Source organism: Streptomyces sp. GQFP, assembly GCF_021545335.1.
Classification (GTDB): Bacteria; Actinomycetota; Actinomycetes; order Streptomycetales; family Streptomycetaceae; genus Streptomyces.
Genome location: NZ_CP089312.1, coordinates 7632493 through 7657095, shown reverse-complemented (window position 1 = coordinate 7657095; position 24603 = coordinate 7632493). Strand labels below are relative to the sequence as shown.

The 24603-nt window shown below is 69.7% G+C and carries 25 protein-coding genes and 1 pseudogene; 13 read left to right on the top strand and 13 right to left on the bottom strand.

The annotated features are described in order from the left end of the window. Nucleotides 1-127: 127 nt before the first annotated feature. Together LUX31_RS34635 and recO are read right to left on the bottom strand one after the other, a co-directional pair. Nucleotides 128-976 carry an isoprenyl transferase gene (locus LUX31_RS34635; RefSeq protein ID WP_235479246.1) on the bottom strand — a complete coding sequence of 283 codons (849 nt, stop codon included), beginning with the start codon at nucleotides 974-976 and terminating at the stop codon, nucleotides 128-130. Between the two features lie 29 nt (nucleotides 977-1005). Then, complete coding sequence (gene recO, locus LUX31_RS34630) at nucleotides 1006-1755, bottom strand: DNA repair protein RecO (RefSeq protein WP_235479245.1); 750 nt, start codon at nucleotides 1753-1755, stop codon at nucleotides 1006-1008. Nucleotides 1756-1866: 111 nt separating this feature from the next. Here recO and LUX31_RS34625 point away from each other — a divergent pair, with 111 nt between their 5' ends. Next, a complete protein-coding gene (locus tag LUX31_RS34625; protein WP_235479244.1) occupies nucleotides 1867-2136 on the top strand; it encodes a hypothetical protein in 270 nt (89 codons plus the stop codon). Then, the gene (locus LUX31_RS34620; protein ID WP_235479243.1) at nucleotides 2133-2537 is read left to right on the top strand and encodes a PIN domain-containing protein; all 405 of its coding nucleotides are present in this window, start codon (nucleotides 2133-2135) and stop codon (nucleotides 2535-2537) included. The genes LUX31_RS34625 and LUX31_RS34620 overlap by 4 nt, the downstream gene beginning before the upstream one ends. 19 nt (nucleotides 2538-2556) lie before the next feature. Here LUX31_RS34620 and LUX31_RS34615 read toward each other — a convergent pair whose 3' ends face one another. Further along, nucleotides 2557-2745: a hypothetical protein gene (locus tag LUX31_RS34615; RefSeq protein ID WP_443046089.1), complete on the bottom strand. Its 189-nt coding sequence runs from the start codon at nucleotides 2743-2745 to the stop codon at nucleotides 2557-2559. Between the two features lie 401 nt (nucleotides 2746-3146). Here LUX31_RS34615 and LUX31_RS34605 point away from each other — a divergent pair, with 401 nt between their 5' ends. Further along, the gene (locus LUX31_RS34605) at nucleotides 3147-3983 is read left to right on the top strand and encodes a helix-turn-helix domain-containing protein (protein ID WP_235479240.1); all 837 of its coding nucleotides are present in this window, start codon (nucleotides 3147-3149) and stop codon (nucleotides 3981-3983) included. After that, a complete protein-coding gene (locus LUX31_RS34600; RefSeq protein ID WP_235479239.1) occupies nucleotides 3965-4237 on the top strand; it encodes a DUF397 domain-containing protein in 273 nt (90 codons plus the stop codon). Before LUX31_RS34605 ends, LUX31_RS34600 begins: the two co-directional genes overlap by 19 nt. On the opposite strand, the gene LUX31_RS34595 is transcribed toward LUX31_RS34600, so the two are convergent. Then, nucleotides 4227-6503: a M4 family metallopeptidase gene (locus tag LUX31_RS34595; protein WP_235479238.1), complete on the bottom strand. Its 2277-nt coding sequence runs from the start codon at nucleotides 6501-6503 to the stop codon at nucleotides 4227-4229. The genes LUX31_RS34600 and LUX31_RS34595 overlap by 11 nt on opposite strands. A 295-nt stretch (nucleotides 6504-6798) precedes the next feature. Beyond that, nucleotides 6799-7691: pseudogene (locus LUX31_RS34590) on the bottom strand (LysR family transcriptional regulator). Nucleotides 7692-7869: 178 nt separating this feature from the next. Between LUX31_RS34590 and LUX31_RS34585 the strand changes: the two are divergent. Beyond that, nucleotides 7870-8790, top strand: a complete 921-nt coding sequence (locus LUX31_RS34585; RefSeq protein WP_235479237.1) for an SDR family oxidoreductase — start codon at nucleotides 7870-7872, stop codon at nucleotides 8788-8790. A 27-nt stretch (nucleotides 8791-8817) separates the two neighbouring features. Here LUX31_RS34585 and LUX31_RS34580 read toward each other — a convergent pair whose 3' ends face one another. From LUX31_RS34580 to LUX31_RS34570, 3 genes are all read right to left on the bottom strand, one after another. Then, nucleotides 8818-9141, bottom strand: coding sequence for a helix-turn-helix domain-containing protein (locus LUX31_RS34580; RefSeq protein WP_235479236.1), 324 nt, complete (start codon nucleotides 9139-9141; stop codon nucleotides 8818-8820). Continuing rightward, a complete protein-coding gene (locus LUX31_RS34575; protein WP_235479235.1) occupies nucleotides 9138-9518 on the bottom strand; it encodes a type II toxin-antitoxin system RelE/ParE family toxin in 381 nt (126 codons plus the stop codon). The genes LUX31_RS34580 and LUX31_RS34575 overlap by 4 nt, the downstream gene beginning before the upstream one ends. Nucleotides 9519-9904: 386 nt before the next feature. Next, a complete protein-coding gene (locus tag LUX31_RS34570; RefSeq protein WP_268828244.1) occupies nucleotides 9905-12064 on the bottom strand; it encodes an acyltransferase family protein in 2160 nt (719 codons plus the stop codon). 286 nt (nucleotides 12065-12350) lie between these two features. Between LUX31_RS34570 and LUX31_RS34565 the strand changes: the two genes are divergently transcribed. From LUX31_RS34565 to LUX31_RS34555, 3 genes are read left to right on the top strand one after another with little or no spacing between them, the layout of a single operon-like run. Next, complete coding sequence (locus LUX31_RS34565) at nucleotides 12351-13391, top strand: FecCD family ABC transporter permease (RefSeq protein ID WP_235479234.1); 1041 nt, start codon at nucleotides 12351-12353, stop codon at nucleotides 13389-13391. A 4-nt stretch (nucleotides 13392-13395) separates the two neighbouring features. Continuing rightward, nucleotides 13396-14166 (top strand): ABC transporter ATP-binding protein, encoded by a 771-nt coding sequence (locus LUX31_RS34560; protein WP_235479233.1) that lies wholly within the window; start codon nucleotides 13396-13398, stop codon nucleotides 14164-14166. A 30-nt stretch (nucleotides 14167-14196) separates the two neighbouring features. Continuing rightward, nucleotides 14197-15228 carry an ABC transporter substrate-binding protein gene (locus LUX31_RS34555; protein WP_235479232.1) on the top strand — a complete coding sequence of 344 codons (1032 nt, stop codon included), beginning with the start codon at nucleotides 14197-14199 and terminating at the stop codon, nucleotides 15226-15228. Here the strand turns inward: LUX31_RS34555 and LUX31_RS34550 are convergent. After that, nucleotides 15183-15878, bottom strand: a complete 696-nt coding sequence (locus tag LUX31_RS34550) for a response regulator (protein WP_268828243.1) — start codon at nucleotides 15876-15878, stop codon at nucleotides 15183-15185. The two genes, LUX31_RS34555 and LUX31_RS34550, sit on opposite strands and share 46 nt — an antisense overlap. After that, complete coding sequence (locus LUX31_RS34545) at nucleotides 15875-17080, bottom strand: sensor histidine kinase (RefSeq protein ID WP_235479231.1); 1206 nt, start codon at nucleotides 17078-17080, stop codon at nucleotides 15875-15877. The genes LUX31_RS34550 and LUX31_RS34545 overlap by 4 nt, the downstream gene beginning before the upstream one ends. Nucleotides 17081-17212: 132 nt before the next feature. On the opposite strand from LUX31_RS34545, the gene LUX31_RS34540 reads away from it, so the two are divergent. Further along, a complete protein-coding gene (locus LUX31_RS34540) occupies nucleotides 17213-18130 on the top strand; it encodes an ABC transporter ATP-binding protein (protein WP_235479230.1) in 918 nt (305 codons plus the stop codon). After that, entirely contained in the window at nucleotides 18127-19008 is an 882-nt protein-coding gene (locus LUX31_RS34535) for an ABC transporter permease subunit (protein WP_235479229.1), read from the top strand. The genes LUX31_RS34540 and LUX31_RS34535 overlap by 4 nt, the downstream gene beginning before the upstream one ends. 195 nt (nucleotides 19009-19203) lie before the next feature. On the opposite strand, the gene LUX31_RS34530 is transcribed toward LUX31_RS34535, so the two are convergent. Beyond that, nucleotides 19204-20004, bottom strand: coding sequence for an AraC family transcriptional regulator (locus LUX31_RS34530; protein WP_235479228.1), 801 nt, complete (start codon nucleotides 20002-20004; stop codon nucleotides 19204-19206). A gap of 54 nt (nucleotides 20005-20058) precedes the next feature. Between LUX31_RS34530 and LUX31_RS34525 the strand changes: the two genes are divergently transcribed. Together LUX31_RS34525 and LUX31_RS34520 are read left to right on the top strand one after the other, a co-directional pair. Further along, nucleotides 20059-20637 (top strand): class I SAM-dependent methyltransferase, encoded by a 579-nt coding sequence (locus LUX31_RS34525; protein ID WP_235479227.1) that lies wholly within the window; start codon nucleotides 20059-20061, stop codon nucleotides 20635-20637. A 109-nt stretch (nucleotides 20638-20746) separates the two neighbouring features. After that, nucleotides 20747-21973 carry a GNAT family N-acetyltransferase gene (locus LUX31_RS34520; RefSeq protein WP_235479226.1) on the top strand — a complete coding sequence of 409 codons (1227 nt, stop codon included), beginning with the start codon at nucleotides 20747-20749 and terminating at the stop codon, nucleotides 21971-21973. Here the strand turns inward: LUX31_RS34520 and LUX31_RS34515 are convergent. Further along, complete coding sequence (locus tag LUX31_RS34515) at nucleotides 21963-22949, bottom strand: FAD-dependent oxidoreductase (protein WP_235479225.1); 987 nt, start codon at nucleotides 22947-22949, stop codon at nucleotides 21963-21965. The genes LUX31_RS34520 and LUX31_RS34515 overlap by 11 nt on opposite strands. A gap of 142 nt (nucleotides 22950-23091) precedes the next feature. Here LUX31_RS34515 and bla point away from each other — a divergent pair, with 142 nt between their 5' ends. After that, on the top strand, nucleotides 23092-24012 hold the full coding sequence (gene bla / locus LUX31_RS34510) for a class A beta-lactamase (protein ID WP_235479224.1): 921 nt from the start codon (nucleotides 23092-23094) through the stop codon (nucleotides 24010-24012). Nucleotides 24013-24099: 87 nt separating this feature from the next. Here the strand turns inward: bla and LUX31_RS34505 are convergent, their stop codons facing one another. Next, complete coding sequence (locus LUX31_RS34505; RefSeq protein WP_235479223.1) at nucleotides 24100-24531, bottom strand: protein-tyrosine phosphatase family protein; 432 nt, start codon at nucleotides 24529-24531, stop codon at nucleotides 24100-24102. Nucleotides 24532-24603 lie beyond the last annotated feature (72 nt).

The window sequence follows — 24603 nt, the reverse complement described above, 5'->3', positions numbered from 1 at the left end:
CCCAGCCGCACGCCTGGTCCGCTCAGCGGTCAGGCGTGCGGCTCCATCCGGTCGTCACGGTCCAGGTGAAGGGTTTCGCACGATGCCCTCGCGCCGCTTCAGGTGACACGAACCGGATCACGAGACACTATGCCTCCGCGTTGCCCCTCATGTCCCGTTCCATTTCCAGGAGTTGCTCATTCGGGACCGCGCCGCCGAACCGCCGGTCGCGGGAGGCGAATTCGACGCAGGCGCGCCAGAGGTCACGCCGGTCGAAGTCGGGCCACAGGACATCCTGGAACACCATTTCGGCATAACTCGACTGCCAGATCAGGTAGTTGGAGGTGCGCTGCTCGCCACTCGGCCGGAGAAACAGATCCACGTCCGGCATGTCCGGGTAGTAGAGGTACTTCTGGACGGTCTTCTCGGAGACCTTCTCCGGGTCGAGCTTGCCGGCGGCGACATCGCGGGCCATCGCCTTCGCGGCGTCGGCGAGTTCGGCGCGACCGCCGTAATTGACGCAGAAGTAGAGCGTCATGGCGTCGTTGTTCTTGGTCTGCTCCTGGGCGATCTGGAGTTCCTGTACGACGGACTTCCACATCTTGGGCATCCGCCCGACCCACCGGATCCGGATACCGAGTTCGTCCATTTCGTCCCGTCGCCGCCGGATGACGTCACGGTTGAAGTTCATGAGGAAGCGGACCTCTTCCGGGGACCGCTTCCAGTTCTCGGTGGAGAAGGCGTAGAGGGAGAGATTCCTGACGCCGAGTTCCAGGCAACCCTTGAGGACATCGAGGACGACGCCCTCACCGACCTTGTGCCCTTCCGTACGCGGCAGCCCGCGCTCCTTGGCCCACCGTCCGTTGCCGTCCATGACGCACGCCACATGGTTCGGTACGAGCTCGCCGGGGAGCTTCGGCGCGGTGGCGCCGGAGGGGTGCGGTTCCGGCGTCTTGTACTCGCGGCGCTGGCGCCCCAGGATCCCGCGTACGGCCATGTGCTTCTCGTCTCCCTCAGTGCTTGCTTCTAGTTCTTCTCTACGTAGCGCAGGGAGCGCAGGCCGCGCTCCAGGTGCCAGTGCAGGTAGGCGGACACCAGTCCGCTGCCCTCCCGGACATAGCGCGGTTCGCACGCGTCCGCGGTCTCCCAGTCGCCCGTCAGCAGCGCGCCGAGCAGTTCGAGGGCCTGGGGAGAGGGTACGACGCTGCCGGCCACCCGGCAGTCGACGCAGACGGAGCCCCCGGCGGACACCGAGAAGAACCGGTTCGGGCCCGCCATGCCGCAGCGCGCGCAGTCACTGAAGGTGGGCGCGTAGCCGTTGACGGCGAGGGAGCGCAGCAGGAACGCGTCGAGGATGAGATGGGGCTCGTGCTCGGCGCGGGCGAGGGTGCGCAGGGCGCCGACGAGCAGCAGATACTGCTGTACGGCGGGCTCGCCCTCGTGGTCCGTGAACCGCTCCGCCGTCTCCAGCATGGCCGTACCGGCGGTGTAGCGGGCGTAGTCGGTGACGATGCCGCCACCGTACGGAGCGATGGTCTCGCTCTGTGTGCACAGCGGCAGCCCGCGCCCGACCAGCTCACTCCCCCGCGAGAAGAACTGCACGTCGACATGGGAGAAGGGTTCGAGCCGGGCCCCGAACTTGGACTTGGTCCGGCGTACCCCCCGGGCCACGGTCCGTACGCGCCCGTGACCGCGTGTGAGCAGCGTGATGATCCGGTCGGCCTCACCCAGCTTCTGGGTGCGCAGCACGACACCGTCGTCACGGAACAGGCTCATGGGGTCATTGTCGCGTACGGAACGGCAACCTCTGGCGGTGCCGTCCTTCTTACCGGTGAACGGGGTGGATTCAGCTGGCGCGGGACCTCCACGACCAGTAAGACTTTCAGTATGAGCCTTGAGCGCGTCACCATCACCATCCCCAGCGAGACACTCGAAGCCGTCAGATCGGCCGCCGAACGGGACGGGCTGAGCGTCTCGGCCTGGCTGTCGCGCGCGGCGGAGCGCGCGGCGAAGATCGAGGCGGGTCTCGCGGCGGCGGAGGAGGCCATGGCCCATGTGCCTCCCCCGACGCCGGAGCAGCAGGCGTGGGTGGACGACTTCATGGAGCGCGTCACCCACCCCGCCTCGTCGGACGAGCAGTCACGAGGTGCCGCATGAGCATCCTGAAGTCCGTGGTGTACGACGCCGGAGCCCTGATCGCCGCCGAGCGGAACGACCCCACATTCTGGCGAGCCCATCGCTCCTACCTCACTGCTGGAGGCGTGCCGTTAGCGCCCGCACCGGTCGTGGCGCAGGTGTGGCGGGACGGCGCCCGCCAGGCCCAGGTCGCCCGTGTCCTCAACGGATGCGATGTCCAGGACCTGAATCACACTCTGGCCCGGCGGGTCGGAGAACTGCTCGGGCGGGCCGGTACATCGGACCCGGTCGACGGCGCCGTCGCGGTACTGGCGGCGGACACCTCTGCCCTGATCGTCACCTCGGACCCCAAGGACATCCAGCACCTCCTGGACCACCTGGGCCCGGCCGGTAGGCATGCCGAGGTCAACTCACTGAACTGACCCCGCCCCACCAACCCCCTCAAGGAACCTCACCGCGGCTGCGTGCGTTGGCGTACGCCGTGGCCGCGCTCAGGCGTTCCGCCGGGGTCGCCGGCCGCAGGCCGTCCGGGGCCGCGTCCCACTCCCTGCCGCCGCCGTACGATCTCAGCTGGACATAGGGGCCCTCGTGCCCCATGACCAGGCCCACCTTCCCGGTGCGGGTGTCCATGACGTACGAGCCGATGTCCGGCCGCCCCGGCTTCCCCGGATTCCCCGATTTCGCCCGCACGTCGTTCATCGCAGGGCCGCCGCGATCCGGGCCGCCGTCTCGACGCTGCAGCGCCCCAATTCGATGAGCGGACGGGGTACTTCCCGGGCGACACTCGCCGCGTCCAATCGGAGCGTCGGCAAGGTAATCCCGGCGCTTTCCAACGCCGTCCGCAATTCCTTCACAGTTTCCTCCGCTTCTTCGACGCAGTCCGTCGAGCGTGCCGTCTGACGTGCCGTCACCGTGCTCCCCTTGCTAATCGAGTTTCACTCTTCGCACTTCTACGGTGACGTGTTGTGCCTACACTCGGAAGGCTCTGGGCGCAGCAACGACGGTGCAGTTGAAGGGGGTTCGGTTCGGTTATGGCCAATGGTTCACAGCGGCAGGCTGCTTGGGAGTTCTTCGGGGCCGAGTTGAAGCGGCGACGGGAGGAGGCGGGGTTAACGCAAGTGGAGTTGGGGGCGATGGTCTTCGTCTCGGGTGGTTACATCGGACAGTTCGAGCAGGCCATTCGTAAGCCGCAGCTGGATGTCGCGATGCGGATTGACGACGTCCTACAAACCGCAGGTTTTTTCGAGCGTACCTGGCGCAAGCTCATCGACGACAAACGCTACGCGGATTACTTCGCGGAGGTTGTGGAGCTTGAGCGGACGGCGACGAAGATCTGTGAGTTCGCCCCGACGGTGATCCCGGGGCTGCTACAGACGGCCGCGTACGCGCAGGCGGTCACGCTCGCGGCCAACCCGTTCGTCACGGACGACTACGTGGCCGAGAAGGTCGGAGCCCGACTGGAACGCGCGCGCATCCTCAAGGACGCTACAAGGCCCGAGTATTGGACGATCCTGCACGAGAACACCCTGTGTACGCCTGTCGGCGGGCCGGCGGCCATGGCCGAGCAACTGGAGCACATCGCGGCGCTCATGCGGGAGCGAACGGTGCTGGTACAGGTACTGCCGTACTCGGCTGGGGCATACGCAGTCATGACTGGTGATCTGCGGCTCATGGAGTTCGAGGACGCGCCACCAACGCTCTATACAGAGACGGCGTTTACGGGTGGCCTGCTCGACGATCCAGCGGTGGTGAAGCGAGCACAGCGCGCATACGATCTGCTCAGGGGCGCCGCACTGTCGCCGGAGGCGTCCCTCGCCCTGATCGAGTCGGCGGCTGAGGACTACAGACGATGCGCGAGTTCGACCTGAGCAACGCCCGCTGGCACAAGAGCAGCTACAGCAACGGCGAGGGCGGCAACTGCGTCGAGGTCGCGTACGACTTCATCAGCTCCGCCCGTTGGCGTAAGAGCACCTACAGCGACGACAACGGCGGAAGCTGCCTCGAAGTAGCCGACGGAGTCATCGGCATCGTGCCCGTCCGAGACAGCAAGGTCTCGGACGGGCCCGTACTGCTCATTGACGCGCTTGCCTGGACCGAGTTTCTCGGTGGGGTCAGGGAGTGAGCTGCCACCGCTGGATGTAGCCGACGTCGATCGCCGCCCGGTCCTGCACGCGGAGCGTCCACGTGCCGTTGAGGGGCTGGGCCGAGGCGTCGATCGTGAAGGTCTGGTCGACGTTGTCGGCGCCGCCGCCACTCCGGTTGAGGAGTGAGTAGACGGTGCCGTTGGGGCCGACCAGGTCGACGGTCAGGTCACCGCGGTAGGTGTGGACGATGTTGACGTAGACCGAGGCGGTGGCGGAGGCGTTGCCCTCGCGGCCCTCGATGGTGATCGGGGACTCCACGGCGGCACCGACGTCGGGGATGTCGACGCGGGTGGTGCTGGCGTAGATGTACGCGATCCGCCAGCTGAAGGTGTCCGTGACGGACGAGCCCGTGTCATCGGTGACCGTGAGGGTGACATCGCCGGTGCCGAGGGTGGTCGGCGTCCCGGAGATCAGGCCGCTCGCGCTGAGGGTGAGGCCGTCGGGCAGGCCGGTGGCCTCGTAGGTCAGCCCCGAACCGGAGTTGGTGGTGAAGGCGTCCACCTGGAGGCTGACCGCCTGGCCGATGCCGCTGGCCTGGTCGGCGACCGGGGCGACGTTGACGCCGAGGGCTATCCGGCCGCCGACGTTGATGGCGGCCCAGGCGTCGGCGACGGCGAGGTAGGTGGGGCTGTAGGCGCCGAACAGGTCACCGGCCGCCTGGAGGGTGGCGGTGCGGGCGCCCGCGTAGTTGGTCGACGACGTCATGTACGTCGTCAGCGCCCGGTACCAGATGGCGGCGGCGTTCTCGATGCCGATGCCGGTGACGGCCTGACCGTCGTAGGTCGGGCTGTCGTAGGCGACGCCGTTGACGGTCTTGGCGCCGCTGCCCTCGGAGAGCAGGTAGAAGAAGTGGTTCGCCGGGCCCGAGGAGTAGTGGACGTCGACGCTGCCCAGGGTGGAGCTCCAACTGTCGCGCGAGGCGCCGTCCTTGGAGGGCTTGTCCATGTAACGCAGCGGCGTGCCGTCGCCGTTGATGTCGATCTTCTCGCCGACGAGGTAGTCGCCGGGATCGGCGGCGAGGTCCGAGTGGAACTCGACGGCCGCGGCGAAGATGTCGGACGTCGCCTCGTTGAGACCGCCGGACTCGCCCGAGTAGGTCAGGTTGGCGGTGGCGGCGGTGACGCCGTGGCTCATCTCGTGGGCGGCCACGTCGAGGGCGGTCAGCGGGTGCGTGTTGCCCGAGCCGTCGCCGTACGTCATGCAGAAGCAGCTGTCCTGCCAGAAGGCGTTGACGTAGTTGTTCCCGTAGTGGGCCCGGCTGTAGGCGGCGACACCGTCGTTGCGGATGCCGTTACGGCCGTACACGTCCTTGTAGTAGTCCCAGGTGGCTGCCGCGCCGAAGGCCACGTCGACACCGGCGGTCTGGCGGTTGGACGGCAGACCGTCGCCCCAGACATCGTTGTCGTCGGTGAAGAGCGTGCCGGTGCCGGAGGTGCCCTGGTTCAGGTCGTACGTCTTCTGCCCGGCGCGGTCGGGGTCGCTGAGCTGGTACGTCGATCCCGAGAGCGTGCTGCCGACGGCGACCGGGCCGACGTACTGGCCGGTGCCTTCGCCGGTGTGCACCTTCTCGGCGGCGAGGAGCTGCTTGCCGGTGCTGGCGTCGGTGACGACCTGCAGTTCGCTGGGCGTGCCGTCGGGCTGGACGCCCTCGACCAGCGTCTCCCAGGCCAGGACGGGCTTGGTGGCACCGGCCCAGACGACGAGGCGGGCCGCGCGCTCGGCCTCGGCGCCGGTGACCTCGGCGCCCTTCGCCGCCGCGAGGGCCTTGCCGGTGGCGTTGGCGGCTGAGAGCTTCGGGGCGAGGGACGGCAGGGCAAGGGTCGCGCCGCTCGCCTTGGAAACGGTGGTGCGGTTGGCCTTCAGGTGGACGACCAGGTCGCCGCCGAGGACGGGCAGACCGGCGTAGGTGCGCTCGTAGCGGGTGTGGACGGTGCCGTCGGCGTCCTGGACGACGTCCTTGACGACGAGCTTCTCCTGCGCGCCGAGGGCGAGTTGACGGGCCGTGGTGCCGGCCGTGGTCTGCGCGCTCTTGATCAGCGAGGCGCGCCGGGTCGCCGTCAGGGGCACGGCGGCGGCTCCCGCGCGAGGCTCGGCGGTGATCTTCGCCGGGGCGGGGCCCGGGTCGGCCGGGGCCGCGGTCGCGGTGCCGACGGGGGCTCCCATGGCGAGCAGGGTCCCGATGGCGGTCAGCGCGAGGGCGGTGGCGCGTCTGCGCCGGAGGGTGGTGCGAAGTCGCCGGGGCAACGTGTTCTCCTTCTGCGGCGGTCGGCCCGTGGTGGGGGCCGAGGTGGGGGCGGACCGACATGGATGTGGCCGGTCCGGAGCGCTGCACGGCAGGCGGGTGGAAGGAGGTGGGGGGTGAGTGAAGTACATGAAGAAATGGTGAACTTCGGCAAGCAGCGTGGCACCGCGTGCCTCACCTTGTCATGTGAAGGCCAAAACAACGGCTTGAAATGAGCATGCTCAACTGGGAATCGTCCTGCTGGGCGCGCGTTTTCAGCCGCGGGAGCAACCAGTTCAGCTGGAGCGGCCGCTGAGTTCAGGCGGTACCGGTGCTGCCCGTCAGCAGGGCCCGCGCCACCTTCCGGAAGGCGGCGAGCAGACGGCTGCGGTCGTCCACGCGGGTGGCGAGGACGACATGGCTCGGTTCGATGCCGTGCAGGGGAACGGTGGTGAGGTCTGGCCGCAGCCGGCCCGCGCCCGTACCCCCCGGACGATGGCCACGGCCTGCCCGGCGGCGATGAGTTCGAACTTGTCCTCCAGCGCCCGGACGAGCGGCCCCTCCGGCGCCCGGCTGCCGTCCGGACGCGGATCGATACGCCAGAAGGCGTTCCAGGCCGCGTCCTCGCTCACCCGGGGCAGGGGTTCGTCGGCGATGTCGTCGAGGGTGACGGACTCCTTCCCGACGAGACGGTGATCGAGCGGAACGACCAGGACCCGGGGCTCTTCATAGAGGACGGTCACCTCCAACTCGTCGGTGGAGAGCGGGAGTCGGGCGATCACGACGTCGACCCGGTGGTCGAAGAGCGCTGTGCGGGGTTCGTTCCAGTCGAGGTGCACGGCCCGTACGTCGGCGTCGGGATACCGGTGGCGCAGCTCCCGTACGGCCGGGGTGACGATGAGATTCGACGTGTAGCCGATGACGAACCGGCTGGGCTCGGCGGCGGCGCGGGTCTGGGAGGCGGCCCGGGTGGCCGTCCGGAGCAACGCCCTGGCATGCGGCAGAAAGACCTCACCGGCCTCGGTGAGCCGACTCCCCTGCGGAGTCCTGTCCAGCAGCCGAGCCCCCAACTCCTTCTCCAGCCGCCGAATCTGCCGACTGAGGGAGGGCTGGGCGATCCGCAGGACCTCGGCGGCACGACCGAAGTGCAGCTGCTCGGCGACCACGACGAAGTACCGCACGAGGCGCAGATCGAGATCGGGGTCTGTCATGTGCCAAGCGTATCGGGCGAGTTGGCCACCTGAACCACGCACACCAGGACTGACCTGAGGTGATGCCTGATACGCATTGCCCATTCCGGAACAGGTCTTGGACCGGGAGGAGACCCGACACGCACGCTGAAAGCACACCGGCCAACACCAAGAGGCCGGTAGTGAGAGGGAGTTCACCATGCGTGTGTTCGTCACCGGGGCGAGCGGGTTCGTCGGGTCCGCCGTCGTACGGGAGTTGCTCGGCGCGGGTCACGAGGTGGTCGGGATGGCCCGCTCGGAGGAGTCGGCAGCGTCGCTGAAGGAAGCCGGGGCGGAGGTACACCGAGGCACCCTGGACGACCTCGACAGTCTGCGGGCCGGGGCGGCGGCCTCGGAGGGCGTGATCCACACCGCGTACGTCCATGACTTCCGCGACATGGCGGAGGCGGCGCGGACCGACCGGCGGGCCGTGGAGACGATGGGCGAGGCGCTGGCCGGCTCCGGCCGCCCCCTCCTCATCTGCTCCGGCACGGCGTTCTCGCCGGGTGTGCTGGCGACGGAGGACAACCCGGGCGACCCGTCGAGGTCCCACATGTACCGGCTCGCCTCGGAGACGGCGGTGATGCGGCTCGCGGAGCGCGGGGTGCGGGCATCGGTCGTACGGCTGCCGCCGTCCGTACACGGCCAGGGGGACCACGGCTTCGTACCCCGCCTCATCGACATAGCCCGCGCCAAGGGCGTCTCGGCCTACCCGGCCGACGGCACCAACCGTTGGGCCGCCGCCCACCGCTTCGACGTGGCCCGCCTGTTCCGACTGGCCCTGGAGTCGGCCCCGCCGGGGACCCGCCTGCACGCGGTCGCCGAGCAGGGCGTCCCGGTGCGGGAGATCGCCGAGGCGATCGGGCGGGGGCTGGGGGTGCCGGTGACGTCGGTACCGGCCGAGGAGACCCAGGACCACTTCGGCTGGCTGGGCAACTTCTTCGCCCTCGACCTGCCGGCGTCGAGCGCGGTGACGCGGGAGGGGTTGGGGTGGGAGCCGGTGGAGACGGGGCTGCTGGCGGACTTGGGGGCGGGGTACTACTTCGCCTCGGCGGCGGACGGAGACACGACGGCTCCCTAGGCGCAGGCGCAAAGGGTCCGGCATCGCTCAACCGACCTTGCGCAGCTCGCCATCCGCGAACACGGCGACCATCACCAGGCTGCCGCCCAGCGCCTCGACGTACCGCGCCACGACATCCGTACCGGAGACCTGACCGCTCTCGATCTGCGAGACGCGTCCCTTGGTGACGCCCATCCGCTCTGCCACCTGGGCCTGGGTGAAGCCGCGTTCCTGGCGCATCTCGACGAGTCGCCAGGCCCGCGCCTCGGCGAGCATGCGCTGGGCGCCTTCGAGGAACGCGTCCCGGTCACCCGCCAGTTCCTCCGCCCGCTCACGGTGCCCACTCGCCGACCACCTGACATGTCCGCTCACTGCCCCAGCTCCTTCTTCCGGTCGGCGACGTACTCCGCGTACCGCAACTCTGCCAACGGGATCGCCTCGTCGTACCAGGCGTGCCAGTTCCCGGACTTGTCTCCGGCCACCAGAAGGATCGCGGAGCGCCACGGGTCGAACATGAACAGGACCCGCACCTCGCTCCGCCCGGCCGAACCCGGGCGTAACTCCTTGAGGTTGTGGAGGGACGATCCCTTGATCCGATCGACCAGGGGACGTCCCTCGGCGGGCCCATGGCAGGCAAGGATCCAGATGGCCTGGTTCACGAGCACGTACGAGGCCGGATCGGCCTTCTCCAGGTCGTTCAGCCAATGATCCACCTCGTCGGTCAGGTAGACGTCCCACTGCTCTCCCACCTTCAACCCTTTCGCAAGTTTAGCATTCACTAAACCAACGGGAGTGGGACCCGCAAGCCTGAACCCGGGAGCTTCACCCGTACGGGACCACCGGGCATACCGTTCCTCGCCCCCGCCGCCCCTACCCGTCCCATCCCTGGGGGCTGCGCCCCCAGACCCCCGCTGTCGCGCTGAACGCGCTCGTCCTCAAACGCCGGACGGGCTGGAGATGGCCAGCCTGGGTGGGCGGGTAGAGGCGGGCTGAACAGGCCTCGTCTTCGAACACCGGCCGGGGTTGGTCTTTCAGCCCGTCCGGCGTTTGAGGACGAGGCCGTTCAGGCCGAAAGGGGGGTCTGGGGGCGCAGCCCCCAGGGATGGGACGGGTAAGGGCGGCGGGGGCGAAGAGCTCACCCGGTGCCGAGCGCCTCGGTCAGCCGGGTGCCCAGGGCCGGTGCGACCGCCTCCGCATACGCGTCCGCGATATGGCTGTCGTCGCGGTACACAACCGTGTCGCCCACCAGAACAGGGCAGTCACCCCCCTCCGTGCACAGCCACGGAACGGGGTCGATCACCGCCGTGCCCGACACCTTCGCCGCGTCGAGCGTCGCCCTCCTCCGGGCCCCGTCCCTGATCGCCCCGGGCAGACGGTTCGTACAGCGGTCCAGCCGGAGGGAGTACAGCGCCGCGCAGTCCACCGCATCCGTCTTCGGCCACGGAGTGTCCAGCAGCGCTACGACCTTCGCGCCCGAGACACCGAGCGCCTCGTACGTCGTACGGAGGCCGTTCGTCCACTGCTGGACCGGGTCGGGTTCCGGGTGGAGCGGGTCGCCCGCGTCCGAGGACGAGACAATCACCAGGTCGGGGCTCAGCGCAGCGATCCTCTCGATCGCCCGCGCCCGCCAGACATCACACTCCGCATACGGCCCGTCGAACCGCCGCAGAGTCACCTTCGCCGCCTTGCACGACGACTTCGTCCACGACACCAGCTTCCAACCACGCTCCCGCGCAAGCCGGTTGAGCGCCGGGAACCACTGGGCGGCATGGGAGTCGCCGAACAGGACCACGACCTTGTCGGAGGCCGGGTCGCCGTACTCGCACGGCGGGGTGCTCGTGCTGTCGTACGCCACATGGCAGCCGTCCCGATAGACCGCCGACCGCGCCGACTTGATCTCGGTGAGGGGCGGGGAGAGGTTGCTGGGCAGGCGACTCGACCGTGCCTCCAGCAGTTGGCGCAGGCGTAGTTGGGGGTCCGGTGCTTTCGCCACCTCCTGCCTCAACTCAACTGCCGGTTTACCCGAGTTGATCGGCGGCGGGAACGCGTACGCCGTCATCGCGATCACCGCCGCCCCCGCCGACAGCACCGCCCCGAGCCGCAACGCACGCCCCGGGCGGCCCCGGAACGCCGAGTGGAAACGTACCGGGTTCTCCACTACGCGCAGGGTCACCCAGGCCAGCAGCAGGGCGATCGCGCAGAACAGCAAAGCGAGCCAGACACTCGTAGTCTCCGGGAGTCTGCCCAGCGCCACGGGGCCGATCAGCAGCAGCGGCCAGTGCCACAGGTACCAGCCGTACGACAGGCCGCCCAGCCATACCAACGGCCGCCTGGAGAGGAGTAGTTGGGAGTCCCAGCGCGACGGGGCGCAGCCTCCTGCCAGGACCAGGACCGACCCCAGCACCGGCAGGAGTGCGTAATAGCCGGGGAACGGGGTGGAGTTGCCGTAGAGGATCGCCGCCACGAGGATGCAGGCCAGGCCCGTCCACGTCATCGGTGCCGCCAACTTCGGTGGCAGGCCGCGAAGTTGGTCGGCGGACAGGGCCAGCAGCGCACCTGCGCCCAGTTCCCAGAAGCGGGTGTGCGAACCGAAGTACGCCCAGGACGGGGCGCTCTCCGTCACGGTCACGCTCAGCCCGAACGACAGCAGGCACAGCACCGCGAGCGGCACCGCCACCAGCCCGCGCCGCCGGCGCGCTAGCCGCCAACTCACCAGGAGGAGCAGCGGCCAGAGGAGGTAGAACTGTTCCTCCACCGCCAGCGACCAGAAGTGCTGGAAGGGGGACGGCGGGCTCCCCTCCGCCAGGTAGTCCGTGCCGCCCGCCGCCAACCGGAGGTTCACCGCGTAGAGCGCGCTGCTCAGCGCGTCCCCGGCGTACTCCTCGAAGCGGACCCTCGACAGGAACAGCCAGGAACCGGCGAGGGTGACGAGGACGACTAGCGTCGACGCGGGGAGGAGGCGGAGTGCGCGGCGGGCGTAGAAACGGCGGATCGATATCCCGCCCCATGCCCCACCACCGCCTTCGCTCGTGGCCAACTCGCGTATCAGCAATGAGGTGATGAGGAAGCCCGAGATGACGAAGAAGACGTCGACTCCGACATAGCCACCGGCGAACCCGCGCACCCCGGCATGGCCGAGGACGACGAGCGACACGGCCACGGCCCGCAGGCCTTGGATGTCGAGCCGCAGTCCGGGGTTCTCGCTCGGCTGCGGGGTGGCCGGTCGCGTGGTCGGTCGCGTGGTCGGTCGTGTAGCTGCTCGGATCTTCACGCTCATCAGAGACGGTCGGTCCACTCGAACGGTTGTGGCCGTTTCCGTTCGGTCACCAGAAATTTTCCGCCCGGCCGCAAGCCTGGTCCACGAGAACACGACATAGGGGGACCCGCGGGAATTGGCCGGTCCGGCGCGTTTGCTACGCTCGCCGACGCGTCCCGTGGGGGAAGTCCGGTGAGACTCCGGCGCTGACCCGCAACGGTATGCACGCCCCCGGCAGGTGGGCGTGCGAGCCCGATCACCCAAGGTGCGCGTGCCCATGTGACTGCTCGCCGCGGACTGCGAGCCGAGGCGAAGGACGCCGCCCGTGCGCCGAATACCCGTCGTGCCGTTGGCCGTTGGGCTGATACTGCTCCTGCTCCTCTCCCTGCTGTGCGGGGTCGGTCTCGGCGCCTCCGGCATCGGCTGGGGGCAGGTCTTCCGCTTCCTCGGCGACGGGCTCACCGGCGGCACCATCCGCGCCGAGGACGTCGCCGCGTACACCATCGTGTGGGAGTTGCGGCTGCCCCGGGTGGTGCTCGCCGCCGTGGTCGGCGCCGGGCTCGCGGCCGTCGGGGTGGCCGTGCAGGCCATGGTCCGCAACGCGCTCGCCGACCCGTTCGTGCTGGGTATCTCGTCCGGCGCGGCCGTGGGGGCCAACGCCGTGATCCTACTGGGGGCCTTCGCCGGGCTCGGGGTCTGGGCGCTGTCCGTGTCCGCCTTCGTCTCCGCACTCGCCGCCATGGTCCTCGTCTACGCCGTGGCTCGCTCCGCCACGCACGGGCTCACGCCGCTGCGGCTGATCCTCACCGGTACGGCACTGGCGTACGGCTTCGAGGCCGTGACCACCGTGATGGTGTTCGGGGCCGCCCGGGGTGAGGCGGCCAGGTCCGCGATGATGTGGCTGCTCGGGAGTCTGGGCGGGGCGACCTGGGCGCAGGTGCCGATCGCCGCCGTGACCGTCCTCGCCGGGTGGGCGTGGCTGGCCCGGCGCGCCGAGTCGCTCAACGCCCTCGCCATGGGTGACGAGACCGCCGCCGCCCTCGGGGTCCAACCCACCAGACTCCGGCGGGAGTTGTTCCTCGTCACCGCTGCCGTGACCGGCACGGTCGTCGCCGTCAGCGGGGCCATCGGCTTCGTCGGGCTGATGGTCCCGCATGTCGTACGGATGCTCGTCGGCGCCGATCACCGGCGGGTGCTGGCGGTCGCGCCGCTCGCCGGGGCCGTACTGCTGGTGTGGGCCGACGTACTGTCCCGGCTGCTGCTCGCCCCGGCCGAACTGCCCGTCGGGGTGATCACGGCCGTGGTCGGCGTACCGGCGTTCCTGCTGCTGATGCGGCGCGGCGGCTACGCGTTCGGGGGGCGGTGACGGCATGCGGCTCGATGTGGAGGGTGTGTCGGTCGACGCGGGGGCGGTCCGGCTCGTCGAGGACATCACGATGCGCGTGGACAGCGGGGCCTTCGTGGGGCTCGTCGGGCCCAACGGGAGCGGGAAGTCGACCCTGTTGCGGTGCGTGTACCGGGCGCTGCGGCCGGCGGGGGGTGTGGTTCGCCTGGACGGGGACGACGTCCATGGCATGGATCCCCGAGGCGCCGCCCGCGTCCTGGCCGCGCTGCCCCAGGAGTCGTCCTCCGAGTTCGACTTCACCGTCGCGGAGGTGGTCGCGATGGGGCGGCTGCCGCATCAGGGGCGTACGGCGGCCGGGGACCGGGAGATCTGCGGCGCCGCCCTGGAGCGGACCGGCATCGCCCATCTCTCCGACCGCGGGTTCCTCGCCCTGTCCGGCGGCGAGAAGCAACGCGTGCTCATCGCACGGGCGTTGGCCCAGCAGCCCCGGGTCCTGGTCCTCGACGAACCCACCAACCACCTGGACATCGCCCACCAGTTGGACGTCCTGTCCCTGGTCCGCACGAGCGGCCTGACCGTCCTGGCCGCCCTGCACGACCTCAACCTCGCCGCCGCCCACTGCGATCTGCTGTACGTCATCGCCGGGGGCCGCCTCGTCGCGTCGGGCCCGCCGCACGACGTGCTCCAACCGGCGCTGCTGGCCGAGGTGTTCGGGGTCCGCGCCCATCCCGTACGGCATCCGGAGACCGGTGCGGTGCAGCTGCTCTTCGATCTGCTTCCCAAGCCGTCCCTGTAAGGGACCGCCTCCCTGTAAGGAACTCTCCTTATGCGCAAGCCAGTTGTCGCCGCTGCCCTGCTCGCGGTCAGCTCCCTCCTCGCCGCCGGATGCGGCGCGACGGTCGAAAAGCCCTCGGCGAAGGCCACAGCGTCCCCGTCCTCCGTCACCCTCACCAACTGCGGCCAGAAGGTGACGTACGACAAGGTGCCCGAGCGGGTCGTCACGAACGACGTCGGAATCACCGAGCTGATGTTCGCGCTCGGTCTGGAGGACCGGATGGCCGGGTTCGCCATGCCCGACGACAAGGGCGATCTGACCGGCGTGCCCTGGAAGGACGGCTACGCAAAGGTGAAGTGGCTGTCCAAGGACCAGCTGACCAAGGAGAACGTCCTGGACGTCCGCGGCGACTGGGTCTTCGCCGGCTGGAACTACGGCTTCCGTGACGACAACGGCTTCACCCCGGACACGCTGAAGAAGCTCGGCATCCCCTCGTACGTCCTCACCGAGTCCTGCCGCAACGGCCGTACGAAGACCTCGCGGGGGATCATGCCGCCGCTGGACGCCCTCTACACCGACCTCACCAACCTCGGAAAGCTCTTCGGCGTCGAGCAGCGCGCGGCCACCCTGATCGCGGACTTCAGGAAGCAGGTCGCGGCGGTGGCGGCCAAGGCGCCGACCGGGAGCGCGCGTCCGAAGGTGTTCCTCTACGACAGCGGCACGGACTCGCCCTTCACCTCCGGGCGGTACGCGGCCCCCGAGGAGGTCATCAGCAAGGCCGGTGGCGTCAACGTCATGAACGACGTCGACGACTCCTGGACGACGGTCGGCTGGGAGACGGTGGTCGAGCGCGACCCCGACGTCATCGTCATCTGCGACTACGGGGACGTCAGCGCGGAACAGAAGCGCGAGTTCCTGCTGTCGTACGCCCCGTTGAAGAACGTGTCGGCGGTCAAGCACAAGCGCATCTTCGTCCTCGACTACGTGGACCTCGTCGAGAGCCCGCGCAACCCGTCGGCGATCGCCCGGCTCGGTGCCTATCTGCGCTCGGTGGCGGACACGGACACCAAGCCCGCCTCGTAGGCGATGATCACGAGCTGGACGCGGTCACGGGCGTCCAGCTTGGCGAGCAGACGCGTGATGTACGTCTTCGCCGTGGCCACGCTGATGCACAGTTCGGCGGCGATCTCCGTGTTGGACAGCCCTCGACCGACGAGCGTGAGCACCTCGCGCTCACGGTCGGTGATAGCCGTCAACTCTCTTTGCTGGCCTTGCTGTTGGGGATTGGCGGCGAAGTCCTGGATCAGCCGACGTGTGACACTGGGAGCGATCAGGGCGTCTCCGGAGGCCACGATCCGAATGGCGGCGAGGATGTCGTCCAGGGCCATGTCCTTGACCAGAAACCCGGACGCGCCCGCGCGCAGCGCCCCGTACACGTGATCGTCGTCGTCGAAGGTGGTGAGGACGAGGATCCGGGTGCCGGTGCGAGTGCCTTGTGCCCCCGTCCCCCTGGTGATGCGACGGGTCGCCTCGATGCCGTCCATGCCCGGCATGCGCAGGTCCATCACCACGACGTCCGGGGCGAGTTGGGCGACGAGAGCGACCGCTTCCGCCCCGTCGGCGGCCTCGCCCACGACGTCGATGTCCGGCAGGTCGGCGATGACCATGCTGAGTGCCGTACGGATGAGTTGCTGGTCGTCGACGAGCAGCACCCGGACAGCCGACGTCGTCACTGGACCACCGCACTGAGCGGGATGGGCAGCCGGGCGGCGACCCGGAACCCGCCCTCGGGACGCCGCCCGGCCGTGAACTCCCCGTCCAGCAGGGCGACTCGCTCCCGCATCCCGGCCAGCCCGAACCCGGTGTCGGTGGCGCTCCCCCGGCCCCGCCCGTCGTCGGTGACCTCGATGGCGAGGGCGTCGCCGGCGCGGTAGTCGAGGGTGACCCGGCAGGACTGGGCACCGGCATGCCGTACGACGTTGGTCACCGACTCCTGCACGATACGGAACGCCGACAGGTCGACGTCCGGGGGCAGTTCGCGCCGTTCGCCCGCCCAGTGCAGGTGTACGCGCACCCCGGCGGCGCTCGTCACGGCGGCGAGCCGCTCGACGTCCGCCAACCCGACTGCGAGGGAGTCTTGTTGGTCTACGTTCTGATCCGCGTGCCGTAGCGCGACGAGCATGCGGCGCAGGCCCGCCAGGGTCTCGCGCCCCTCGTGCTCGACCGCCGACATCGCCTCGCGCGCGGCCTCGGGCCTGGTCGCGGCGACCCTGGCCGCCGCGCCCGCCTGGAGGGCGATGATGCCGATGCTGTGGGCGACCGTGTCGTGCATCTCCCTTGCTATGCGCAGGCGTTCGGCGGTGACGGCCTGCTCTGCGGTACGGGCGGCGAGCTGTTCGGCGTGCGTACGGCTGCGGTGGGCGGCGTCGCCGAGCAGCCACGCGATCAACGTGATGAGGGCGACGGCCAGTTCGGCCGAGGTGCCGACGACCCAGCCGTACAGGATCCGTACGGCCATGTAGCCCACGAGCAGCGCGAGCGAGAGGGAGACGGCGATGACTCCGGTACGGCGGGGGCGGCCGGCGGCGATGAAGTACACGGCGGTCTGCACGGCGAGGAACTGGGCGAGCGGAATCTCGACCGCGGCCAGGGTGGTCGTCTCGACGACGGCGGCCGTCAGCAGCAGACCTATGGCTGTCAGCGGACGACGGGACAGCAGGACGGCGGCGGTGAGCGCCAGGCCGGTGGACACGAGGAGGAACACCACACCGTCCCAGCGGTAGAGCTGGATGGCGGGCCAGTGATCGGGTTCCATCTCGCCGGGCAGCCGGACACGCGTGAGGTACGTGAACACCGTGCCCGCGCTCCAGGCGAACGCCGTCCAGACACCCGGCGGGACGCTCTTGAGGAGGGGCGGCGGCGGGTTGGCGGGCATGTGCCGATCGTAGGACGGCTGTTGGCGTGGGGCATCGCCCCGGGGACGTACAACCCTGGTTGACAGCGGGCGAGTTGGAGTGTCTGCCGCAGGCGGATGCCCGGACAGGTCCTGCGGCGGGACGGTGTTGCCGTGATTGAAGTCGAAGAACTGACGAAGCGTTACGGGACGACCACCGCCGTCGATCATCTCTCCTTCACCGTCCGTCCGGGGCACGTCACGGGCTTTCTCGGTCCGAACGGCGCCGGGAAGTCCACGACCCTGCGGCTGGTGCTCGGGCTGAACACCCCCACCGGCGGTGCCGTCACCGTCGACGGCCGGCCGTTCGCCGAGCGCGCACGGGGTCTGCGGCACATCGGCGCACTGCTGGACGCCCACGACGTGCACGGCGGCCGTACCGCCCGCGCGCACCTGTCGATGCTGGCCACGGGCAACGGCCTGCCTCGACGGCGGGTGGCCGAGGTCCTGGCGGAGGTGGGCCTGTCCGAGGCGGCGGGCCGCAGGATAGGCGGGTTCTCGCTGGGGATGAAACAGCGCCTGGGCATCGCGGCCGCACTGCTCGGCGATCCCCCGGTGCTGCTCTTCGACGAACCCCTCAACGGGCTTGATCCGGAAGGGGTGTTGTGGGTGCGCGGGCTGTTCCGGCGGCTGGCCGCCGAGGGGCGCACGGTGCTGGTGTCCAGCCACCTCATGCGGGAGATGGAGCAGACCGCCGAGGATCTCGTCGTCATCGGACGGGGTCGGCTGATCGCGGCGGAGAGCCTCGGGGACTTCGCCGCCCGCGCGACCGGACAGCGCGTGTCCCTCCGTACGCCCGACGCCGGTGCCCTTCCGTCGCTGCTGGCGGAGGAGGGTGCGGCGGTACGGGCGGAGCCCGACGGCTCGTACACCGTGACCGGTCTGCCCGCCGAACGCATCGGCGAGCTGGCCTTCGCCCATCGTGTACGGCTGCACGAACTGAGCCCGAAGGTGGCCTCCCTGGAGGAGGCGTTCATCGAACTCACCGCCGACAGCGTCGAGTTCACGACCTCGGCGGGAGCCGCCCCATGAGCACCGACACTGCCGGGGACACCGGCACGGCCACGGCCACGGCCGCTCCCCCGGCCCGCTTCCGGCATCTGCTCGCCGCCGAGTGGATCAAGTTCTGGTCGCTGCGCTCCACCGCCCTGGTGCTGGCGGCGGGTGCGCTGACCACCCTCGGGATCTGTGTGAACGCCGCCAGGGTCAACGCCGACCGGCTCGCCGACCAGCCGGAACTGCCACCGGCGCCGCCCGGCGGAAAGCCGGAACTGCCGCAGATGGTCTTCGACCCGCTGATCACCGCGTATGTGTTCCCGGCGTGGGCCCTGTTGATGGTCGTCGTGGCGGCGCTCGGGGCGAGCGTGGTCTTCGGCGAGTACACCAGCGGGCTGATCCGGACGACCTTCGCGGCCGTGCCCGCCCGCCGCGCGGTCGTCGCCGCCAAGGTCACCGTCGTCGGGGCGGTGACGCTCGTCCTCGGCGCGGCCGTCTCGGGCGGCTCCTTCGGTGTGACACAGGCGATCCTGCGCGACCATCACGGCATGTCCCTCGCCGATCCGGGGGCGCTGCGTGCGGTGACGGCGTCCGCGCTGCTGCTGCCGCTGTGCGCGGTCATCGGCATGGCGGTGGGCGCCCTGATCCGGCATGCGGCGGGCGCGGTCGTGTCGGTCATCGCCCTGCTGATCCTGGTGCCGCAGTTCTTCGGCGGGGAGCAGTACCGCTGGGTCGCGGAGACCGGCAACGCCATGCCGCTGACCGCCTTTTACCGGCTGGTCCTCAACCCGGCCCGGGACTACGACCTGGGCAAGTACCCATTGACGGTCACGGAGGCGTGGTGCGTGTACGGCGCGTGGGCGGGGGTGGCGGTGGCGGTCGGGGTGGTTGTGGTGGGCCGGCGGGATGTCTGAACGTCGCGTCTACCCGTCCCATCCTCGGGGGCTCCGCCCCCGAGCCCCCTTGTCCTCAAACGCCGGACGGGCTGAGTTAGTCAGCCCGTCCGGCGTTTGAGGACAAGGCCCGTTCAGGGCCGGAGGGGGGTCTGGGGGCGCAGCCCCCAGGGGATGGGAACGGGTAGGGGCGGCGGGGGCGAGAACAATGGACCCTCACCCCCGCACCGGAAAGTACTGCCGAGGCGTAATCCCCGTAATCCTCCGAAACGCCGCCACGAACGAACTCGCCGACCCATACCCCACCCGCCCCGCCACCACCTCCACAGTCAACCCCCGCTCCAGCAACGGCATCGCCGCCTGCATCCGCACCCGCTCCCGCCACTGCCCAAACGCCAACCCGGTCTCCGCAACGAACAACCGAGCCAACGTCCGCGCCCCAGCACCGACTTCGACCCCCCACTCGGCCAACGGCCGACCATCCGCAGGATCGGCGGCCAACGCACGAGCGACAGCAAGCGCACGCCCATCCCTGGGCTCGGTCACCGCGATACTCGTCACCGCCACCGGATGCAGCACATCGAGCAGCACAGCCTCCGCCCGCGAACGAGCGTCCGCAGAAAGCCCGTTGAGGGCCAGATGGTCGATGAGGGCACGCAGCAGAGGCCCGGCCGAGACCACAGTCGGCTCCACCCACGCCACCCGCCGACTCTGCCCAGGATCGACATACGCACTGCGCATGACGACATCCCCCACCGACTCCGTGGCATGCCGCACCCCGGCCGGAATCCACAGGGCGAGCGAGGGCGGCAACAGCCAGGTCCCGTGCTCGCTCCGGATCCGCAGCAACCCCCGCGCGGACCAGGCGAGTTGATGAAAGCCATGCCAGTGCGTGGTGAACGCCGTACCGCGAGGCATAGCGAAGTGCCCCACGAATATCGCGGTACCGGGGCCGACGTCATACCGCTGTCCGTCCCCCGACTGCCGCCCATCCCCCGACTGTCCGTCTCGCGACATGGCACGGCAGCCTAGGCCCTGTCGGCCACACCGGCACCTCCATAGCGTCGACGTATGCCGATGAACCGAATGCACCGCCGCCTGTGCAGCTCCGAGAAGTGGGCCCTGGCCGTACGGGACCGTCTGCTCCCGTGGGCCCTCCACGACGTCGAACTGGGCGACGACCTCCTGGAGATCGGGCCGGGATACGGCGCGAATCTGCGCGTCCTGGTCGAACAGGTGCCGCGTCTGACCGCCGTGGAGATCGACGCGGACACCGTCCGACTGCTGGAGGCCGCCGGCTGGGGCGACCGGGCCCGCGTCCTGCACGGCGACGGGGCCGAACTGCCGCTCCCCGACACCTCGTACGACTCCGTCGTCTGCTTCACGATGCTGCACCACGTACCCACCGACACCCACCAGGACCGCATCTTCGCGGAGGCCTTCCGGGTACTGCGCCCGGGCGGCACCTTCGCGGGCAGCGACAGCCTCCCCAGTTTCATGTTCCGGGTCCTGCACTTCAGGGACACGATGAACACCCTCGACCCGACAACACTCCCGATCCGCCTGGCGAAGGCGGGCTTCACGGACGTATCCGTGGACCGGCATCCGGAGGCCCGAGGGCTGCGATTCAGGGCGCGCAGGCCGTCATAACACACGGCAGGGCAGGCCACAACTTACCGACGAAACCGGCCAGTTGTGATGCATCATGACCGTCTACAGCACCCTGGCCTTGACCTTGAGCTGAACGAAACGGACGGACATGGCTGCATGGTCCACCCGGGCGGCCTGCCCTGCCGATCTGCCCCGGCTCCGCTCCCTGCTGACCGATTCGTTCGAAGCGGCGGCCATGCCGTCGGCGGCAGCGCTCCTCGCCGATGCCATCGACCGCGACCTGGTCCAAGTGGCCGAGTCCGAGGGCGAGTTGGTGGGCTGCATCGCCGCGGAGATGCCGTCAGCGGGGCACGCGCGTCTGTCGGTGATCGCGGTCCGGGCGGATGCGCGTCGGCAGGGCGTGGCCTCGCGGCTCCTGGCCGAGTTGGTGAAGGAGCTTCCCCGGAGATCGAGCGAGGCGCCTCTGATATCCGCCGTGGCGAGGACGGAGGAGCTGGCGGTGACCCGCCTCCTGCTGGCGTGTGGCTTCATAGGAACCCGGGTCATGCGCGTCGGCAGCACCGGCGGCAGCGGCGCTCTCCACATCCACTATCAGCACAAGGCGCGAGTCGAGTACGTGGATCCCGACGCACGGCATCTGGTGCCCGCCCACGCACGGGAGCAGCTCACGGAGTCCCTGACACCGTCCGACCAAGCCGTGACGGCGCTGGTGACCCTGGGCGGCAAACCCGCCTTCGAGATCGCCCGGTTCGTGCAGGACGACCCCGCGACCCTCCAGTCCGGCGAGGCCGCGGCCGGCATAGCCTTCTCCGGCTCCATACTCGCGGCGATCACCTTCCTCCTGGGGTTCGCCTTCTCGTCGTCCCGGTTCCCCAACGACGTACGGCTGCTCCTCATCGGAGCGACGTTCAGCACCGTGCTCTCCCTGATCATCTACGCGAGCGCCTCCGGCGAGCTGGCCCGGATCCGCTCGAACGCGTTCGGCAAGATCATGAAGTGGGGAAACGTACTGTCCGAGTACGGCGGTGTGTTCCCCTTCCTGATCTCGCTCCCCGTCACCTACGCACAAGCCAGCGGCGATCCGTGGTCGACCATGATCCTGGCCGTCGTACTCAGCGCCGCCATCGGCTGGTACGAGCACTCCGAGTTCTCGATAGCCCACCGGTTCCGGCGGTCCCGGCCCGAACTCGCGCTGATGGTGCTCACGGCGGCTTCGCCGGCGGTCGGCGCGGCGCTGGTGGTGGCGGATGCCACCAGCTGGCCGTGGACCACCGCCCTGACCGCCACACTCGCGGCCCGGACCTGGCTCTATCTCTTTCGCCGAGGCGCGGAGGCAGACGTCGAGGAGCGCCGGCAGTGGCAGATCAGGGAGTAGGTCCGGTAGATCCGGTAGATCCCACCGCCGTACGGATCCGCTCCGCGATCTCGCGGGCGCACCCCCACGACAGCGTCAGCCCGGCTCCGCCATGACCGTAGTTGTGCAGCAGCAGCGTGCCCGTGTCCCCGCATCGCTCCCGCTCAAGCCTGACCTGCTTCCGTACCGGCCGCAGCCCCACCCGCTGTTCGATCACCCGGGCTCCGGCGATCGACGGTTCGATGGCGGCACAGCGGCGGATGATCTCCTGGGCCGCCGCCTCGTCGGGCCGGCGTTCCCAGTTGCCCCGGTCCGCTGTTCCTCCCAGGACCAGCCAGTCGGCGTGCGGATAGATGTAGGTGAGGTCCTCGGCCCCCGGGGTGTCGTCACAGAAGAAGGACCGGATTCCGGGGTTCTCCACCACGACCAGCTGGCCGCGCACCGCCTCGACCGAGGCGTCGGCCGCCAGTGAACGGGCTCCGGCACCCGAGCAGTTGACGACGACCGGCGCTTCCCGCATTGCTTGCTCAAGCGTGTCGTAGCGGTGCCGTCGGATCGATCCGCCGGCCTGTTCGAGCCGTCGGACGAGGTGGTCGAGGTATCGGGGCATGTCGACGAGGGGTGCGCGGTAGTGCCACCCAGCCACGAACCCCTGCCGGAGTTCGTCCGGTGCGCACATACGCGCGCCCACCAGGCTGCCCCAAGTCGGCATGTCACAGGGAACTCTGGACTCCTGGGTACCTTCCACCAGCCGGATTCCGGTGTCCGCGTCGGTGCTCAGCGCGGTCAGCGCCGACAGGGTCTCCCGGCTCCAGCGCTCGACCAGGTGGCGGGGCTCGGCCAGATAGGGATCCCACATCGCGCCGGCGGCCGCCGAGGTCGTCGCCCCGGGGAACTGATCGGCGTCCACCCGGACATCCATCCCGGACTCCGCCAGACACACCGCCGTGGTGAGCCCTGACACTCCGGCACCGATCACCACCGCACTGGCCGACACGCTCGCCTCCACAACGTTGTCATCCGGGACTTTCGAGGCTAGCCGAACCGGCAACCAACGAAAGACCCACCGCGTCGATCACAGGAGAGATCGTCAACGGACAGAGATCGTCAACGGACCCCGAACGAAAGAGAGCAGAACCGTGAGATTCGAGCCGCCTCGCCGCACGGTGCTCGCGACAGCCGCCGCCACACTCCTCGCCACGGCCACCCCGGCCGCCGCCAACTCGACCCGTTCCACAGATTCCACAGATTCCACCGATTCCTACGACTCCAGCGTCACCGCACGCCTGCGCGCGCTGGAGAAGCGGTACGGGGCGCGCTTAGGCGTGTTGGCCCACCACCTCGCCACCCGGCGAACCGTCCGGCACCGCGCCGACGAACTGTTCCCGATGTGCTCCCTGTTCAAGACGCTCGCGTCCGCGGCCGTCCTGCGCGACCTCGACCGGAGCGGCGAGTTCCTGGCCCGCCGTATCCATTACACGGAGGCCGACCTCCCGGCGACGGGTTCCGACCGGACCAGGGAACACCTGGCCGAGGGCATGACCGTCGCCGAACTCTCCGAGGTGGCCATCACCTACAGCGACAACGGCGCGGGCAACCTCCTCCTGCGTGAACTCGGCGGCCCCACCGCGATCACCCGCTTCGCCCGCTCCCTCGGCGACCGGGTGACCCGCCTCGACCGCTGGGAGACCGACCTCAACTCGGCCGAGCCGTGGCGGAAGACGGACACGACGAGCCCGCGAGCGATCGGCCGCACCTATTCCCGCCTCGTCCTCGGCGACGCGCTGAACCGGCGCGACCGCGAACTCCTCACCCACTGGCTGCTGAACAACACCACCAGCGGCAAACGCTTCCGCGCGGGTCTCCCACCGACCTGGACCCTCGCCGACAAGACGGGCTCCGGCTCCTACGGCACCGCCAACGACGTGGGTATCGCCTGGACCGACACCGGCGCCCCCGTCGTCCTGTCCGTGCTCTCCACGATGCCCGACCAGGACGCGGTACGGGACGACGCGCTGATCGCGGAGACGGCGGCGCTGCTCGCGGAAACCCTCAACTGACCCGGAAGCACTGCCTCGGCCTCGGTGTCACCCCCACCGGCCGGTGAAACGCGGCGGGCCACCGACTGGCCCGGCAGGCCCGCCGCCTCACCCGAACCGCCGCACATACCGCCGCTGCCAGGGCGTCTCCACCGCCCGCCGGTCATACCCCGCCCGCACAAACGCCACCGCCTCCCCCGCCGGCACCCCGTCCAGCACCGCAAGACACGCCAAGGCCGTCCCCGTACGCCCCCGCCCACCCCCGCACGCGACCTCCACCCGCTCCCCCGCCGCCCGTTCCCACACCTCGCCCAGGACCGCGCGAGCCTCCACGTGGTCCTTGGGAAGGCGGAAGTCGGGCCAGGGGAGCCAGCGGAACTCCCAGGGAACTTGCGGGGGTTGGCTACCGAGGAGATAGACGGCGTACGAGGGGACAGGCGCCGTCGGGTCGAGGGGCCGGCGCAGGCCGCGTCCCCTGATCAGGCGGCCGGAGGGCAGCCGCAGTACACCTTGAGCCCGCTCGTCCCACAAACCAGCCACTGGCTCATCCACCCATCCATTCGAACCCGACCCCGTCCCCCGGGCAACCGATTCCGGGGAAACGGTGGTCTG